The sequence below is a fragment of the Halobacteriovorax sp. RT-2-4 genome (assembly GCF_047085445.1).
Lineage (GTDB): Bacteria > Bdellovibrionota > Bacteriovoracia > Bacteriovoracales > Bacteriovoracaceae > Halobacteriovorax_A.
In genome coordinates, this window is the sequence record NZ_JBKIXY010000001.1 from 1,274,908 (window position 1) to 1,288,554 (window position 13,647).

Annotated in this window: 12 protein-coding genes; 5 read left to right on the plus strand and 7 right to left on the minus strand. The window is 37.4% G+C overall.

Features of this window, described 5'->3' with window-relative positions; genetic code table 11:
• Window positions 1–6 precede the first annotated feature (6 nt).
• Window positions 7–1,107, plus strand: a complete 1,101-nt coding sequence (locus ACMAYL_RS06050) for a porin (RefSeq protein WP_412470871.1) — start codon at window positions 7–9, stop codon at window positions 1,105–1,107.
• Here the strand turns inward: ACMAYL_RS06050 and ACMAYL_RS06055 are convergent.
• Window positions 1,104–2,246 carry a cation:proton antiporter gene (locus ACMAYL_RS06055; RefSeq protein ID WP_412469873.1) on the minus strand — a complete coding sequence of 381 codons (1,143 nt, stop codon included), beginning with the start codon at window positions 2,244–2,246 and terminating at the stop codon, window positions 1,104–1,106. The genes ACMAYL_RS06050 and ACMAYL_RS06055 overlap by 4 nt on opposite strands.
• Window positions 2,246–3,862, minus strand: a complete 1,617-nt coding sequence (locus ACMAYL_RS06060) for an ABC-F family ATP-binding cassette domain-containing protein (RefSeq protein WP_103216423.1) — start codon at window positions 3,860–3,862, stop codon at window positions 2,246–2,248. Before ACMAYL_RS06060 ends, ACMAYL_RS06055 begins: the two co-directional genes overlap by 1 nt.
• Before the next feature lie 166 nt (window positions 3,863–4,028).
• On the opposite strand from ACMAYL_RS06060, the gene ACMAYL_RS06065 reads away from it, so the two are divergent.
• Together ACMAYL_RS06065 and ACMAYL_RS06070 are read left to right on the plus strand one after the other, a co-directional pair.
• A complete protein-coding gene (locus tag ACMAYL_RS06065; protein ID WP_103216422.1) occupies window positions 4,029–4,856 on the plus strand; it encodes a mechanosensitive ion channel domain-containing protein in 828 nt (275 codons plus the stop codon).
• An 80-nt stretch (window positions 4,857–4,936) separates the two neighbouring features.
• Window positions 4,937–5,491 carry a hypothetical protein gene (locus ACMAYL_RS06070; protein ID WP_412470872.1) on the plus strand — a complete coding sequence of 185 codons (555 nt, stop codon included), beginning with the start codon at window positions 4,937–4,939 and terminating at the stop codon, window positions 5,489–5,491.
• A gap of 33 nt (window positions 5,492–5,524) precedes the next feature.
• On the opposite strand, the gene ACMAYL_RS06075 is transcribed toward ACMAYL_RS06070, so the two are convergent.
• The 5 genes from ACMAYL_RS06075 to ACMAYL_RS06095 form a co-directional block, all read right to left on the minus strand.
• Entirely contained in the window at window positions 5,525–6,325 is an 801-nt protein-coding gene (locus ACMAYL_RS06075; protein WP_158246755.1) for a DUF2608 domain-containing protein, read from the minus strand.
• A 114-nt stretch (window positions 6,326–6,439) separates the two neighbouring features.
• Complete coding sequence (gene hpf, locus ACMAYL_RS06080) at window positions 6,440–6,805, minus strand: ribosome hibernation-promoting factor, HPF/YfiA family (RefSeq protein WP_103216419.1); 366 nt, start codon at window positions 6,803–6,805, stop codon at window positions 6,440–6,442.
• A gap of 69 nt (window positions 6,806–6,874) precedes the next feature.
• Window positions 6,875–8,326 carry an RNA polymerase factor sigma-54 gene (rpoN, locus tag ACMAYL_RS06085; RefSeq protein WP_103216418.1) on the minus strand — a complete coding sequence of 484 codons (1,452 nt, stop codon included), beginning with the start codon at window positions 8,324–8,326 and terminating at the stop codon, window positions 6,875–6,877.
• A gap of 49 nt (window positions 8,327–8,375) precedes the next feature.
• Window positions 8,376–9,110, minus strand: a complete 735-nt coding sequence (lptB, locus tag ACMAYL_RS06090; protein ID WP_103216417.1) for an LPS export ABC transporter ATP-binding protein — start codon at window positions 9,108–9,110, stop codon at window positions 8,376–8,378.
• Window positions 9,111–9,117: 7 nt separating this feature from the next.
• On the minus strand, window positions 9,118–10,053 hold the full coding sequence (locus tag ACMAYL_RS06095) for an LptA/OstA family protein (protein ID WP_392990962.1): 936 nt from the start codon (window positions 10,051–10,053) through the stop codon (window positions 9,118–9,120).
• Window positions 10,054–10,219: 166 nt separating this feature from the next.
• Between ACMAYL_RS06095 and mutS the strand changes: the two genes are divergently transcribed.
• Both mutS and ACMAYL_RS06105 read left to right on the plus strand, forming a co-directional pair.
• Window positions 10,220–12,913 carry a DNA mismatch repair protein MutS gene (gene mutS, locus ACMAYL_RS06100; RefSeq protein WP_103216415.1) on the plus strand — a complete coding sequence of 898 codons (2,694 nt, stop codon included), beginning with the start codon at window positions 10,220–10,222 and terminating at the stop codon, window positions 12,911–12,913.
• 72 nt (window positions 12,914–12,985) lie between these two features.
• A complete protein-coding gene (locus ACMAYL_RS06105; RefSeq protein WP_103216414.1) occupies window positions 12,986–13,579 on the plus strand; it encodes an RDD family protein in 594 nt (197 codons plus the stop codon).
• Window positions 13,580–13,647: the final 68 nt, after the last annotated feature.

Sequence of the window (13,647 nt, forward strand, 5' to 3'; positions counted from 1 at the left end):
GATTCTATGTGGGTTAATAATTTAAGAAGGTCTCTCGCATTTTCTATATGCGCGAGTTCATTTCTTTATTCAAGTACAATCACAGCTAAGAACCTCGGCGATGACTTCAGTCTCTACGGTAAAATATCCATGGCGGCCATTGGTCAAGATGGAGCTCAATCATTAAATAATAACTCTTCTCGATTTGGTTTTAAATATAAGAGAGATGGCCTAATCGAGAAATTCACCACTGGTCTTCGTGCTGAGTTTGGAATCAATACCAGCAATACGAGCCAGAGCATACAAAGCATCCCCAACACCACGGGACGCTTTCAAGTTGACAATACTAGCGACCGGCCCTTTTCTACTAGGCTAGCTTATCTTTGGATTGAAAACGGAGATTTCAATGCCACAATAGGAAAGAACTGGTCTGTCTGGTATGACGTAACAGAAATGACTGATATCTTTATGGTCACTGGTGCCTTTGCCTCCTCTACTTTTACTGCTAATAGTGAAGTCATTGGAACATCTCGTGGTGTAGATCTTTTGGAATTTCGCTACAAAATTGGTGACCTACATTTTGGGGCCCAAACGAAGTTTACAGGAGATGAAACGGCCGAATACGATTCTGATGGCGATGGAATTGACGATGCAGTCCTCACTCTTGAGCATTCTATTGCCGCTTCTCTAAGAATTGTTAAAAAAAATTACAAAGTTGGAATTGCAGCGATTAATTTAAATTCAAATAATAATGGAGTTGAAATTGCGAAACTTTCAGTTACCGTTGGAGCAAATTATTATTTTAAAAACCTTTTTATCGCCGCAGTCTACGGTGACACAAAAGACCTCGAATTAATTGATGGCAGATTCGTAAGAACTGATAATCTCGAGGCAATTATGGGTTGGCGCTTCAACCCATTTCACCAGATAATGATTGGATACAATTGGCAAACTTCTGATGACGATGGACTGGATGATTATGAAATGTCTAAAATTCTTGGATCATATATGTATACAAATGATCAGTATGAATTAGGTATTGAGTATGTATTTGATGATAGTGTCGATGTCAGTGGAATGCGCCCAAAGAACAATCAGCTCATTTTAGGCGCAACCATGTATTTCTAATAATTTTCAGGTGGAACTTTTTTAAACATAAAGGCCGGTATTACACTTGAAACAAGAGTGTAGATAACAAGACCTGAAATAATCTCTAAAGGAACTTCAAAGCGCTCCTTAGCAATCTGGGCCATTACTAAACCAAAGATAAGTGTCGGTAGTAATGAAACAGTAATCTCTTTACGGTCTGGCCAGAAATCCTGCATAAAGAATTTCATATTTGAGTATGTATTGAAGATTCTAAGAGGAATGAAAATTCCTAAGAATGCTAATCCAATATATAGTCCATCCATTGTAAATAGATCTTCAGTAAAGCCTACACCGGCCTTAAAGAAGTAGAATGGAATGAAGAAAGAAAAGAACATCTGTAGGTTCTTTAAAATTTCTTCTGACTTCTCAGATTTTCCAAAGTGCTTAAACTCTGAAGCAATAAATCCAACAAGGAATGCCCCTACTAGATAGTAAGTTCCAATTTTCTTTGTGATAACACCACAAATAAGTGCAGTAAGAATTAAGAAACCAACTTCTGAATCCTTTGCATATGGAGCGATATATTTGAAAAATAATTTGTAAGAAAGGGGTAAAAAGACACTAAGGGCAACTAAAATAAAGGTAGAACTACCAAGGTTAACTAAGCTCTCCGACTGAAGAGTAATAAATAGCAGTAAGATGGCAGAGATCTCCTTAGAAATTGCTTTTGATCTAATCCAGTACTCCTGCCCTTCACTAAATCCATAATTCTTTAGTGAGTTTAAGATGAAGCCTGTTGAAGGAGTCATGATACCAAGTGCAATTAAAGTTGCTGCACGGAAACTAATTGAAAAGAAGAAGTGAATCCCAAAAGCAACTATAAGTGTGATGGAGATAGTCTGGGTAACCCCGGATAGGAGCTCTTTCCAATTCTGCTTCAGTTCTTCAAATTCAACTTCAAAACCAGCGAATAAGAATAAAGATGTGATCCCCAAGCGAGAAAGCATTAGTAGTAGATCATCATTTTGAAACCATCCAAGCCCAAGACCAGCAGCAATCCCTAAGAAGATTGATGAGATACCAATTGGGATTTGGAATCGAAGTAAAAGTTTTGGAAGAATGAGAAGAATTGTAAACAGTAATAAGTACTGTACTTCCGTATTCTGCAAGTTAACCATTATTGTCTCTCCATGTATTCAACGTATGATCCCGGGAAGATGCGAACTTCCCCCTTATCCACTTCGTAAACATTTTCAGCTAATTCACTAAGAAAGTGTCTATCGTGGGATACAAACATTACTGTTCCCTCATAACGTTTAAGTGCATCCAGTAGAACCTCTCTTGATTTAATATCAAGGTGGTTTGTCGGCTCATCTAGAACTAAGAAATTATTATTTTGCGAAAGTAGTACGGCCATAACAAGACGAGACTTCTCTCCCCCTGAAAGGTACTTAACTTTCTTATCAACGTCTTGGCCTCTAAATAAGAAGGCCGCAAGTAGGTTTCTAACATACCCATCACTTGCCATTGGTAGATCTTTTCTAACTTCATCAAAAACACTTGATTCTGGATTTAGAACTTCCAGTGAGTATTGAGAGAAGTATCCGATCTTGATACTAGGGCCAATCGCTACTGTTCCAGCAGTTGGTTCAGTATGAGCAGTAATACACTTTAAAAGCGTTGACTTACCCGCACCATTTACACCAACTACGGCGATTTTATTTGTTCTTTTAACTGTTGTTGATAGTCCATGAAAGACTTCATGCGCACTTCCGTCAGACAGTGGCCATGATTTTGAAAGATCTTTAATGATAACAACATCATCCCCACCTCTTGGAGGCGTTGGGAATTGAAAGTTAATTGTTTCTTCCTCAGCAGGAACTTCAATACGATCAATTTTTTCAAGCTTCTTCACTCGAGATTGAACTTGAGCAGCATGTGAAGCACGTGCCTTAAATTTTGCAATGAACTCTTCTTCTTTTGCTAGCATATCAGCTTGACGAGAAGCTTGAGCAATTAATTGTTCACGACGAAGGTCTCTTTCTTTCTCGTAGAAGTCGTAATTACCTGTATAAGTCGTAATTCTCTTATGAGCAATTTCCACAATCTTATTACAAACATTATTCATGAAATCACGATCGTGGGTCGTCATAAAGATTCCGCCCTTAAAATTCTTTAGCCAGTCTTCAAGCCAAAGAATCGATTCCATATCGAGGTAGTTGGTAGGCTCATCCATTAGGATAAGTTCAGGATTAATTACAAGAACACGAGCAAGAGCAATACGCATCTTCCATCCACCAGAGAAGTCTTCAATCATCTTATTATGATCAACAGGCATAATCCCTAGTCCTGTTAGAACTTCCTCAGCACGTGTTTCAAGATCATAGCCACCACGCTTTTCAAACTCTGACTGAACGTCTCCCATTTTCATCAGGACATCATTCATCTCATCGTCACTCATATTGGCACAATCAGCTAACTTGTCTTCAAATTCTTTAAGCTGTTGCGCTAGCTCAGCAACTTTTACGTCTCCAGACATAACGACTTCTTTTGCCGTCTGTCCTGCCATCTCCCCTACTTTTTGAGAGAAATAGGCCCAACGCAATTTATCAGGAAAAGAGATTTGACCTTCATCAGGTTTCTCCTCACCAATAATCATACGAAATAAAGTTGTTTTCCCAGCTCCGTTTGGACCAACTAGCCCAACCTTTTCGCCAGGATTTATTTGAAAGCTTCCACCGCTATATAAGGTTTCACTACTTTGGATTTTTGAAATATTGGAAACATTTAACATATGCTGTAAATCCCACTCAACTTTTAATATTTATTTAGCTGCTATTTAATCTGAATATACGAATAAGTTCAGTCTAGCATGGCACTTCTAAATATGTCTTTAAGATTCGACACTTTTAACGCATTTAATCGTTTGGAAATCAGCTATTTAGCCTTATAATTTGCCTATGACTTTAGAAAATATATTCGTTGATACACAAGGTGAAATTAAAAAATCAGTTTATGTCACATTAGTACTGATTCTTTTCTATTTAACTAACCATATCTTTTCTTTCATTTTGAAAAAGACTAGTAGCATAAATATTGAAACGAAAAGACGCTATGTTGTTAACACAAATATTTCGTTAACGATTATCTTCGTCTTTATTACTCTTTATATTTATTCAACTGAGTTGAAAAACCTGGCCTTCTCACTTGCCGCCCTAATGGTTGCCATAGTCCTCATCACAAAAGAGCTCTCTCTTAATATTATGGGTGGTATCTATAAGACGTTTTCTGGTGGATTTATTATTGGGGATACTATTGAGATTGATGGCAAGCGCGGAAGTGTTATCGACCGAGATCTATTCACGACAACTCTATTAGAAGTTGGACCAAATAAAACATCTCACAACTATACAGGACGCTCTGTTATTATTCCAAACTCAATATTCTTAACAAATCGAGTAACGAATGAATCATTTTTAAAGAGTTTTGTTCTTCATACTTTTAAAGTTGTTCTCTCTCCAGATTGTGATTGGGAAAAAGCGGAAAGAATTCTTCTTGAGAAATCAGAATTCTATTGTTCTGAATATTTTGAGCAAGCCCAAGTTGTTTTAAACAAACTATTCACAAAGTCTCACTTAGAAACACCTATTCTAAAACCACGTGTTCAAATCAATTTTACTAGTAAAGATGAGATCGAACTCAATGTTAGAATAACGGCCCCAGCAAGAACGAAAGGCTCTGTAGAACAGAAGATTCTTAAAGATTTCTTGCGAGAATTTTATAAGTAAGAGACTGGTGCCAAACTGTCTCTAGACAGCGACTTTCAATATAAGATATTTAACCCCTACAATTTCAGTAGGGAGAAATTATGAAAAATATCTTAAGAATATTCTTATTCACACTAATCTCAATTACGTGTATTCAGGCCAATGGAGCTCCTACAGAGCTGGCCCCATTTGATCAAGCTGGTTCATATTTTGATGAAGACCAAGGGCTTATCATCGGAAGTGATGGACTTAGATACTGGCACCAATCTAACAATACAATGAAGAATGAGAATGGTGTTATTTTCAAATTCAGACTTTTCTCGATTAAAGCATCCGATGGTAAAAGATATAGGAAAGCATCAAAAACTCATATCAAAGAAAATTGGGAAGCTAAGCGCTATCCAGTAAAACTTAGTCAACGTATGCTAACAATTAGAGAAGATGCTGGAGTTGATTTTAAAGAACTATCTCATGCCATTGAAAATGGAGATAGCATCTATCTTTCTAAGCAAGAAAGAGATTCACTATCGGCTTACTTAAGGGTTAGACAACATGAGCAAGATAGCTGGGATGGTAGCTTTAGAACGAATCGTACAGGTAGAACGACATGTACAACTCATGGAATGAATACAGTTTGCACAACAACTTCATATTAAAAAAAAGCCTTCTTACGAAGGCTTTTTTATTTTTTAATTTAAATCTTTATTTAATTTTTTAAATTCTTCACCAATTCGTATTTCAAGCTTCTTATCTGATTCGTTAAACTCTTTTACGATAGCATCAGTTGTCGTTAGACGATAGGCAAAGACAGCAAGCTTATTCGCTTTATTATTCTTATACTCTTTATCCATACTCTTCATATGCTTTAGACGATCATCTAAGAAGAAGACTGCTTTATACTTCTTGTTAATCCCTGGACGATTAATTAAGTGAGTAAGCATTTGGCCCTTATTAAGTCCTGAAGTCATAAAGATACCATCAGCATAACGTACTTCTCTTCCTTGTAACTTTGTCATAAATGGAAGTCTTGGGGCATTTACTTTATTAAGATTAATTCCATTCTTATTCATTTCTCGAACTGTTGCAGGATAATTAACAGGACCTCTAGAAGTGATAGAAGTTACTCCGTAACCTGTCTCTTGTAGTTTTTCGATCAGTCTTGGAATTTCTTTTTCAACTAGAATCATATCAGAAATAAATGTTGCTTTATAAGAGTACTCAAGCATTTCATTAACTGACTTGGCAATACAATGAACCGGACAACCATTGTTAATTTGTTCCTTCTGCCAGTTATACCACTGATCACTACCGAAGCTTGTTTTGAATCTTAAAAGAGTGTTATCGATATCATAGACAACAAGAACATCACTTGTTTTTAATTTATTCTTCTTAGTATACTCAACAATCTTCTTATAAAAGTCAGAGTGAGAAGCTATCTCCTGATAAGATAGGGCGCTAAAAGCGATTAAAATAGAAATTATATATTTCATCATGTCTCCTTTTCTTGACCAGCAAGCATACCAGTAAAGGAGGCAAAATAAAAGCCTTCCATAACGGAAGGCTTTATATGCAAAATATACAGAAAGTATGTTTATATTGACTGATTAAGACGCCATATCATCATAGTCCATCCACGCATCGTTTGGTTCGAGGATTTCCATGTCTTTGTGAGCCATCTTTTTCTTATTAAGCATTTTTTCTTTCTTTCTTTGTACCTGTTTTTCAATCTTAGCAACAACAAGATCAATGGTCTTATATAGGCTATCAGAGTGAGCTTTCGCATGGTAATCGAACTTCGGTCCAATTACTTCGACTTCGGCATAGTGTTCGCGACCATCCCTAACCTCACAACTCCATTTTAGATGTAGATTTCCATCAAGGTACTTTGCGATTTTTTCTGACTTTTCTTGGATTCTCTCATCAAGTGCTGGCGTATGATCTAGGTGTCTAAAACTTACTGTTACTTTCATAAAATACGTTCTCCTCTATGTGTATAGTATCTTGGCTAAACCTATCGGCAGTTTCTCCAAAATATCGAGCTATTTTACTTTTCTTTTTGACGACGACAAAATCCCAAGCATTTCTCTATACTTAGCGACTGTACGTCTCGCAACCTTCACATCTTCTTGGCTCAAAAGGTCGGCAATCTTTTGATCCGATAAAGGTTTCTTCTCATTTTCATTGTCGATAAGTTCCTTAATTTTTAATTTTAGAACTTCACCTGCAACGTCGATTCCACCTTTGTCTCCACCGATTCCCGCATTGAAAAAATACTTCAATTCAAATAGGCCAATTGGTGTATGCATATACTTATTTGAAGTAGCACGAGACACTGTTGACTCGTGAACTCCCAGCTCATTAGCAACATCTTTTAGAACCATAGGCTTTAAATGTTTTGGCCCCTTCTTAAAAAATTGCTGCTGCTTTTTCACAATTGATTTTGCCACTTGATCAATTGTACGCTGTCTCTTATTTATAGACTTTATTAGCCATAAAGCCGACTTAAGTTTTTCTTCTACGAATTCTTTAGCTTCTTTATTTTTCAGGGATTCTGCTTGATTAAGCATATCCTGATACATTTTAGAAATTCTTAATCTTGGTACACCATCGTCATTAACCTGAACAACGAACTCTCCCCCTACTTCAACAACAAATACATCTGGTGTTACGTAATGAGTATCTCCACCACCTACAAGACGTCCTGGTTTAGGGTGAAAATTATGAAGCAGTTTTGCTGTTTCAATAATCTGTTCTTCTGATACTCCAGTGTCTGCAGTGATTTTCTTATAATCTCTATTTTTTAGATTTGTTAAATGAAAACGAATTAGCTTCTCTAAAAGCGGTGAACGCTCTTCTGCAATTCTTGCTTGAGCTAGCAGACAGTCAACAAGGTCTTGAGCACCACAGCCAACTGGATCAAGACGCTGAACAATTTCTAAAATATCTAGACAGTGCTCACGCTCTAATTTTGTTTTTTCAATAAGCTCATCAAATGGACATGACAGATAGCCATCATCATTGATATTTCCAATAACCTCAATGGCAAAATCAATTTCGACATCGTTTAAAGCTTCCATACGAAGCTGCCATTCAAGGTGTTCAGCAAGGGACTCTCCCTTTGAAACCATATTTTCATAATTAGGCATATCGTCTGGACTAAGAGAAGGTGCGGCCATATTTGGCTCGTATGTCGTCGAGTTATAACTATCGACATACTTTTGCCAATCCATATCATCGCCACTACTCATCATGGCCTCTTCTTTAAAATCGTCGGCCTTAGCTTCTTTAGTTTGACTCTCTAATTTATCAAGTTTGTAATCACTTTCACCAGGTGAAAACTCTTCCAGCATTGGATTTTCTACCATCTCCTTAGCGATGACATCTGTCATTTCTAAATGGCTTAATGTCAGTAATTTAATCGCCTGCTGAAGCTGCGGCGTCATCACGAGCTGCTGAGTTTGACTGAGATTCTGCGAAAGTTTTGTGGCCATATTGGTTCCTTATTCTTAGTAACCAGACCAGCTTATTTGCTTGGTCTAGCTACATTCTAAATTCTTCACCAAGATAGAACTTCCTTGCTCTTTCATTGTTTACAATTTCATCCGGTGTCCCACTTACAAGTAATTCTCCACTACTCATAATAAACGCGCGATCAACTACTCCTAATGTTTCTCTCACGTTGTGGTCGGTGATTAGTACACCGATATTCCTTCTCTTTAGACTGTTAATAACACTTTGAATGTCATTAACTGCTAACGGGTCAACTCCAGCAAAAGGCTCGTCGAGAAGAACAAACTTAGGCTCAAGTGCCAGAGTTCGTGCAATCTCAACTCTTCTTCTTTCACCACCGGAAAGAGCTGAACCAAGAGATTTTCTAATATGTCCAAGTCCAAAGTCTGCTATCAAGTTATCAAGAAGTGTCTTCTTCTTGGCCCTTGGTAGTTCTCGATTTTCTAGTACCGAGAAGATATTGGCCTCAACTGTTAAATCTCTAAAGATGCTGGCTTCTTGTGGAAGATAACCAACTCCCTTTAATGCCCTAATATGAATTGGTTGCTCTGTTAAGTCTTCGCCAGATAAATCTATTGTTCCTTCATCTGCCTTAACTAGCCCTACCATCATATAAAACGATGTTGTCTTACCAGCACCGTTTGGGCCGAGTAGTCCTACGACTTCTCCTTGCTTAACATCGATTGAAACGCCTTTTACGACTTCTCTGCCGCCGTAGACTTTCTTTAAACCATGAGCTGATAATTGTGCGATTTCTTCAACCATGCTGCTATTACCTTATTTTAAAGTTCGTATTAGCATCATCAACTTCTATGGTCTCGATGTCACGCCTAAGAACAATTGTATTTCCTTTTAAAACGTCTTTCTTTTGATAAACCCGTGGGAGACCAAGCAGAACAATTTTATCCTCTGCCATATATCCCTCAAGTCGCTCACTAAAAGCCTTTCTTTTAAAAGGAACTTGTCCCTTAGGAGAAACAGTTTCCTCAATGACCACATCGTCATATAGTGCATAATACTTGAGTTTTTTATTGTAGTTATCTAGATAGATTTCGCCATTTCGGGCACTTGCAAGTAGTTGAGATTTCTGAAATTTTACATTTCCACTCATGTTGGCATTGCGATTGCTCTTATCAACAATAATTGAGTCTGCAAAAAACTTAACCGAGTCCTCATAGGCCCTCACTCTTTGCACCCTTCCCTCAACATTTCCGTCATAAGTTCCAACTTCTGTCACAAGATTATAACTTAGCTCATCTGCATTTACCGCGACTTCATAAGCCGAATCAAAATCTTTTGAAATCGATTCTGTCTTGCCACGGAAATTCACAACCTGAGAATTATCTGAATAATTCATACTCTCTGACTTAATACTCATATTGCGATTTCTAAGAACGACCTTTCCTCTAAGAGAAAGATATTTTTCCTTCGCGTTCAAGACACCAGTGTAAGCATCGTAATACATTGGCTCTGCTTGATGATCGTTAATAAGAACCCCATTAGGCTCTGTTAGAATAAGAACATCTGTTGTTAAATTTTGAGAAACCTCTGCCGCTTCAAGGTGATAGCGAGCATCTTTATCTGTCTTTTTAAAGTACTTAACATTTTTAAAATACGAATAAATATCTTGGTTCAAAAGATCCGTCATCGACTGTTCTAAGTCCTCGTCTTCGTAACGGCTAAAGAGTCCAAATAATGTTGATGTCATGATGCCAATAAGAAATAACCAGATTGACAAACGTTGTCCAACGCTTAGCAAAAACAACTTCCTTCAGTTTATGTAAATAATCAGCTATTTACGTCCTTCTATTTTACGACAAATAAGTGCGTCATGCCAATTGTAAGTATTGAAGTCTTTTCCATTGGTGGTGTATTTGGTAGACTTAATCGCTCAAGAATACACAACACTTAAGGGAATCAATAACATGACTTTAGAGATTGAAAAAATCGTTGCCGAAGGCGTAAAGCTTACACCAATGATGGCCCAATATCACGAAATCAAAGTGAACTATCGTGACCATATGCTAATGTTTCGCATGGGTGACTTTTACGAAGTCTTCTTTGAAGATGCAATCAATGCATCTAAAATTCTAAATATTGCACTCACTCACAGAGGAAAACTTGGTGAACACAAAATTCCTATGGCAGGAATTCCACACCATGCAGCTGCAACTTATATCGATCGCTTCTCAAGCGAGGGTCTTAAAGTCGCAATTTGTGAACAAGTCGAAAACCCAAAAGAAGCAAAAGGGATTGTTAAAAGAGCTGTTACTCAAGTTGTCTCTCCAGGGATGCCTTACGATCTCGATAAAACAGATTCAAAAGAAGACCAATTCATTCTTGCCTGTAATGAAGTAAATGGCCGCTTTGAAATTGTTGCCATTGATTTTACAACTGGATTCTTCAAAGGTTTTATTCTTGATAGCTTTGAAGACTTTATTGAAAAAATTCGCGTCCTTCATCCTAAAGAGTTCATTACATACTTAGGACAGTGGGATAAGTATGAGAGTGTCGCTACTCTTAATGAGCACAATGGAACTCTTGTCACTCACCTTTCAAAAGAATATTTTAATGAAAAGTACTCAAGTGTTTATCTTGAAAAGTTAATTCCAACTTATAAACGTGATCAACTTTTAAATGAAAACCAAAGTGTTCTAGGCCCAATTGGAGCGCTTTCATATTATATTTGTTCGACTCAAAATCATGAAGAGTTCACTCACCTCCACGCTTTCAGTCTATCTGATCGCACGGGTAGCATGAAGGTTACAATTCCTACTCTTACAGGATTAGAGATACTTCCAAAGTCACGTGAAACTTATAAAGACTCACTTCTTGGCTTTATGGATAAGACAAAAACATCAATGGGTTCAAGAAAACTAAAAACTGTTTTCACAAACCCACTAACAGATCGAAAAGAAATCACAAATCGTCTTGATACAATTGAGTTCTTTTTAAAACATGATGATCTTTTACAAGATACTCGCGAGGCTTTAAATAACGTTCGCGATCTTGAAAGAATCCTAGCGAAGGCTGCGACAAACCGTGCAAATGCTGGGGACCTTTTAAATATTTCAAGTGCAGTGGATGTGTACGAAGAATTAACAAATTCGCTAAGTGAGCTTCCAACTAATGTCTTTAAAGAAATGAAGACGGAAGATAAAACGAATTTATTCAAGCTTCGTGATGATATTAAAAAGACAATTAACGATGAAATAGGTGCGAATCTCGATAAGGGTAACTTAATCAGAGAAGGCGCAAATGAGACACGTGACCACCTTGCAAAGATTTCTCAAAATACGGCCCAAGCTCTAGTCGAACTAGAAAATCGCTACCGCGAAGAAACAGGAATTCAAAAGCTACGTATTAAATCAAATAATGTTGCTGGCTACTTCATTGAAGTTTCTAAAACTCATTCAGATAAAGTTCCTGCAAATTTTATTCGCAGACAAACTCTTGTTAACTCTGAGAGGTACGCAACTGAAGAGCTAACTCAATTTGAAAAAGAAGTTGTTGTTGCACGCGAAAAGCTAGAAAAACTTGAAAGAGAAATCTTTAAAGGACTAATTAAGCAGATCACGGATTTAAGCCATGCAATTCAAATGCTAGCAAATATCCTATCTGCAACAGATACTCTTCAATCACTTTCTTGGATTGCACGAAACGAAGAATTCTCAAGACCAACTATTTCTGAAAAGTCTCGTGACATGGATATTCGCGGAGCATGGCACCCACTAATTAAAGCTGCCATCAAAGATCAATTCATTCCGCACGACCTTAAACTTAATGATGAAACATACTTCGGTCTTATTACTGGTCCCAACATGGCCGGTAAAACAACAGTTATGCGTGAGATTGCTATTATCCAACTTCTAACACAAATTGGATCATTCGTTCCTGCAGACAATGCCAAAGTTAGTATTTGCGACTTCCTATTCAGTCGTCTTGGTGCAAGTGATGACATCCTAAAAGGACAATCGACTTTTATGGTGGAAATGGCCGAAACAGCTGAGATCCTAAGACACGCAACAGATAAGTCACTTATCATTCTTGATGAAGTGGGACGTGGTACTTCAACTTATGATGGCCTTTCAATCGCTTGGGCCCTAGTTGAACACTTCATTGAGAACACAAAAGCACTTTGTCTATTTGCAACTCACTACCATGAGCTAATTGATCTTGCGGATCGCTACCCAGAGGCAAAAAACCTTACAGTAGAAACGCAAAACCATAGAGGAAATGTTAAATTTCTATACCGTCTCGTTGAACAAGCCGCTTCACAATCATTTGGTATCTACGTTGCCAAACTTGCAGGCCTTCCTCCAACTGTACTTAAGCGTTCACAATCAATTCTTAAGAGCATGGAAAAGGAATCAAGCGTATCTCAAGCCTTACTTGATAGTGATCATAGCGAACAATTAGATTTCTTCAGTGTACAAACACCAGCAGAAATACCTGAGTACTTGAAACAAGTTGAGGATCACTTATCAAAAGTCGATATCAACAACTTAACTCCTATTCAGGCCCTTAATAAGCTTAATGAATTAGTTGATCAAATTACTTTAAACTAGAAATATTTGCCAAGGGCGCTTTCTTAAGCGTCCTTTTTTTTACTCTCCTGCGTTCATACCGATAAACACTGTATGAGCACGAATAATAAGCTATCTGAAATTTACGATTACTACAAAAAAAGCAAAGCCGCTAAGAAGATAAGACAAGATCGTCTTAGAAAGAGATTCTACGCTTTTATCCTAGATATTTATCTTGTGGTTTTTGCCAATAAGGCACTAACTTTTATTTGGCTTTCATTTGTAAATAATTTCATTTCAAATATTTCGACTTCGCCAAAGGTTTCATCAATGGCATTTCAGAGTCAGACAACACAATTGTCATTAGCTATTATGTTCTTTAGCTACTTCTTCTTTTCTTACTACTTAGGAAATGGACAGACTTTAGGGAAAGCATTTTTCAAGTTAAAGGTTGTGAAGTCACACGATGTAACTGAGCCATTAAGTGCCCTTGATTGCTTTGGACGCTCAATCGGCTATGTTTTCGCTAACCTACTTTTCTTTTTACCACTTGTGATCAACTTCTTAAGACATGATCAAAAAGGTGTGCAGGACTTCATCTCTCAAACTCATGTGATCAGTACAGAAGAATTCGCTTATGCACTAGCAGAGATCCAAGCAGATACCGAGCCAGTTGAAGAAGTTGAACAAATCAGCCTATTCGGTTAGGGGCGCGGGTACCAATCGAGAATTCGGATACTTAACTAAGAATTACTTCTTAAATTCACAAAAATACA

What these genes read in the sequence shown, in the direction of transcription:
- ACMAYL_RS06050 (WP_412470871.1), top strand. Translation starts at nt 7, where the DNA reads ATGTGGGTTAATAATTTAAGAAGGTCTCTCGCATTTTCTATATGCGCG.
- ACMAYL_RS06055 (WP_412469873.1), bottom strand. Translation starts at nt 2,246, where the DNA reads ATGGTTAACTTGCAGAATACGGAAGTACAGTACTTATTACTGTTTACA.
- ACMAYL_RS06060 (WP_103216423.1), bottom strand. Translation starts at nt 3,862, where the DNA reads ATGTTAAATGTTTCCAATATTTCAAAAATCCAAAGTAGTGAAACCTTA.
- ACMAYL_RS06065 (WP_103216422.1), top strand. Translation starts at nt 4,029, where the DNA reads ATGACTTTAGAAAATATATTCGTTGATACACAAGGTGAAATTAAAAAA.
- ACMAYL_RS06070 (WP_412470872.1), top strand. Translation starts at nt 4,937, where the DNA reads ATGAAAAATATCTTAAGAATATTCTTATTCACACTAATCTCAATTACG.
- ACMAYL_RS06075 (WP_158246755.1), bottom strand. Translation starts at nt 6,325, where the DNA reads ATGAAATATATAATTTCTATTTTAATCGCTTTTAGCGCCCTATCTTAT.
- hpf (WP_103216419.1), bottom strand. Translation starts at nt 6,805, where the DNA reads ATGAAAGTAACAGTAAGTTTTAGACACCTAGATCATACGCCAGCACTT.
- rpoN (WP_103216418.1), bottom strand. Translation starts at nt 8,326, where the DNA reads ATGGCCACAAAACTTTCGCAGAATCTCAGTCAAACTCAGCAGCTCGTG.
- lptB (WP_103216417.1), bottom strand. Translation starts at nt 9,110, where the DNA reads ATGGTTGAAGAAATCGCACAATTATCAGCTCATGGTTTAAAGAAAGTC.
- ACMAYL_RS06095 (WP_392990962.1), bottom strand. Translation starts at nt 10,053, where the DNA reads ATGACATCAACATTATTTGGACTCTTTAGCCGTTACGAAGACGAGGAC.
- ACMAYL_RS06105 (WP_103216414.1), top strand. Translation starts at nt 12,986, where the DNA reads ATGAGCACGAATAATAAGCTATCTGAAATTTACGATTACTACAAAAAA.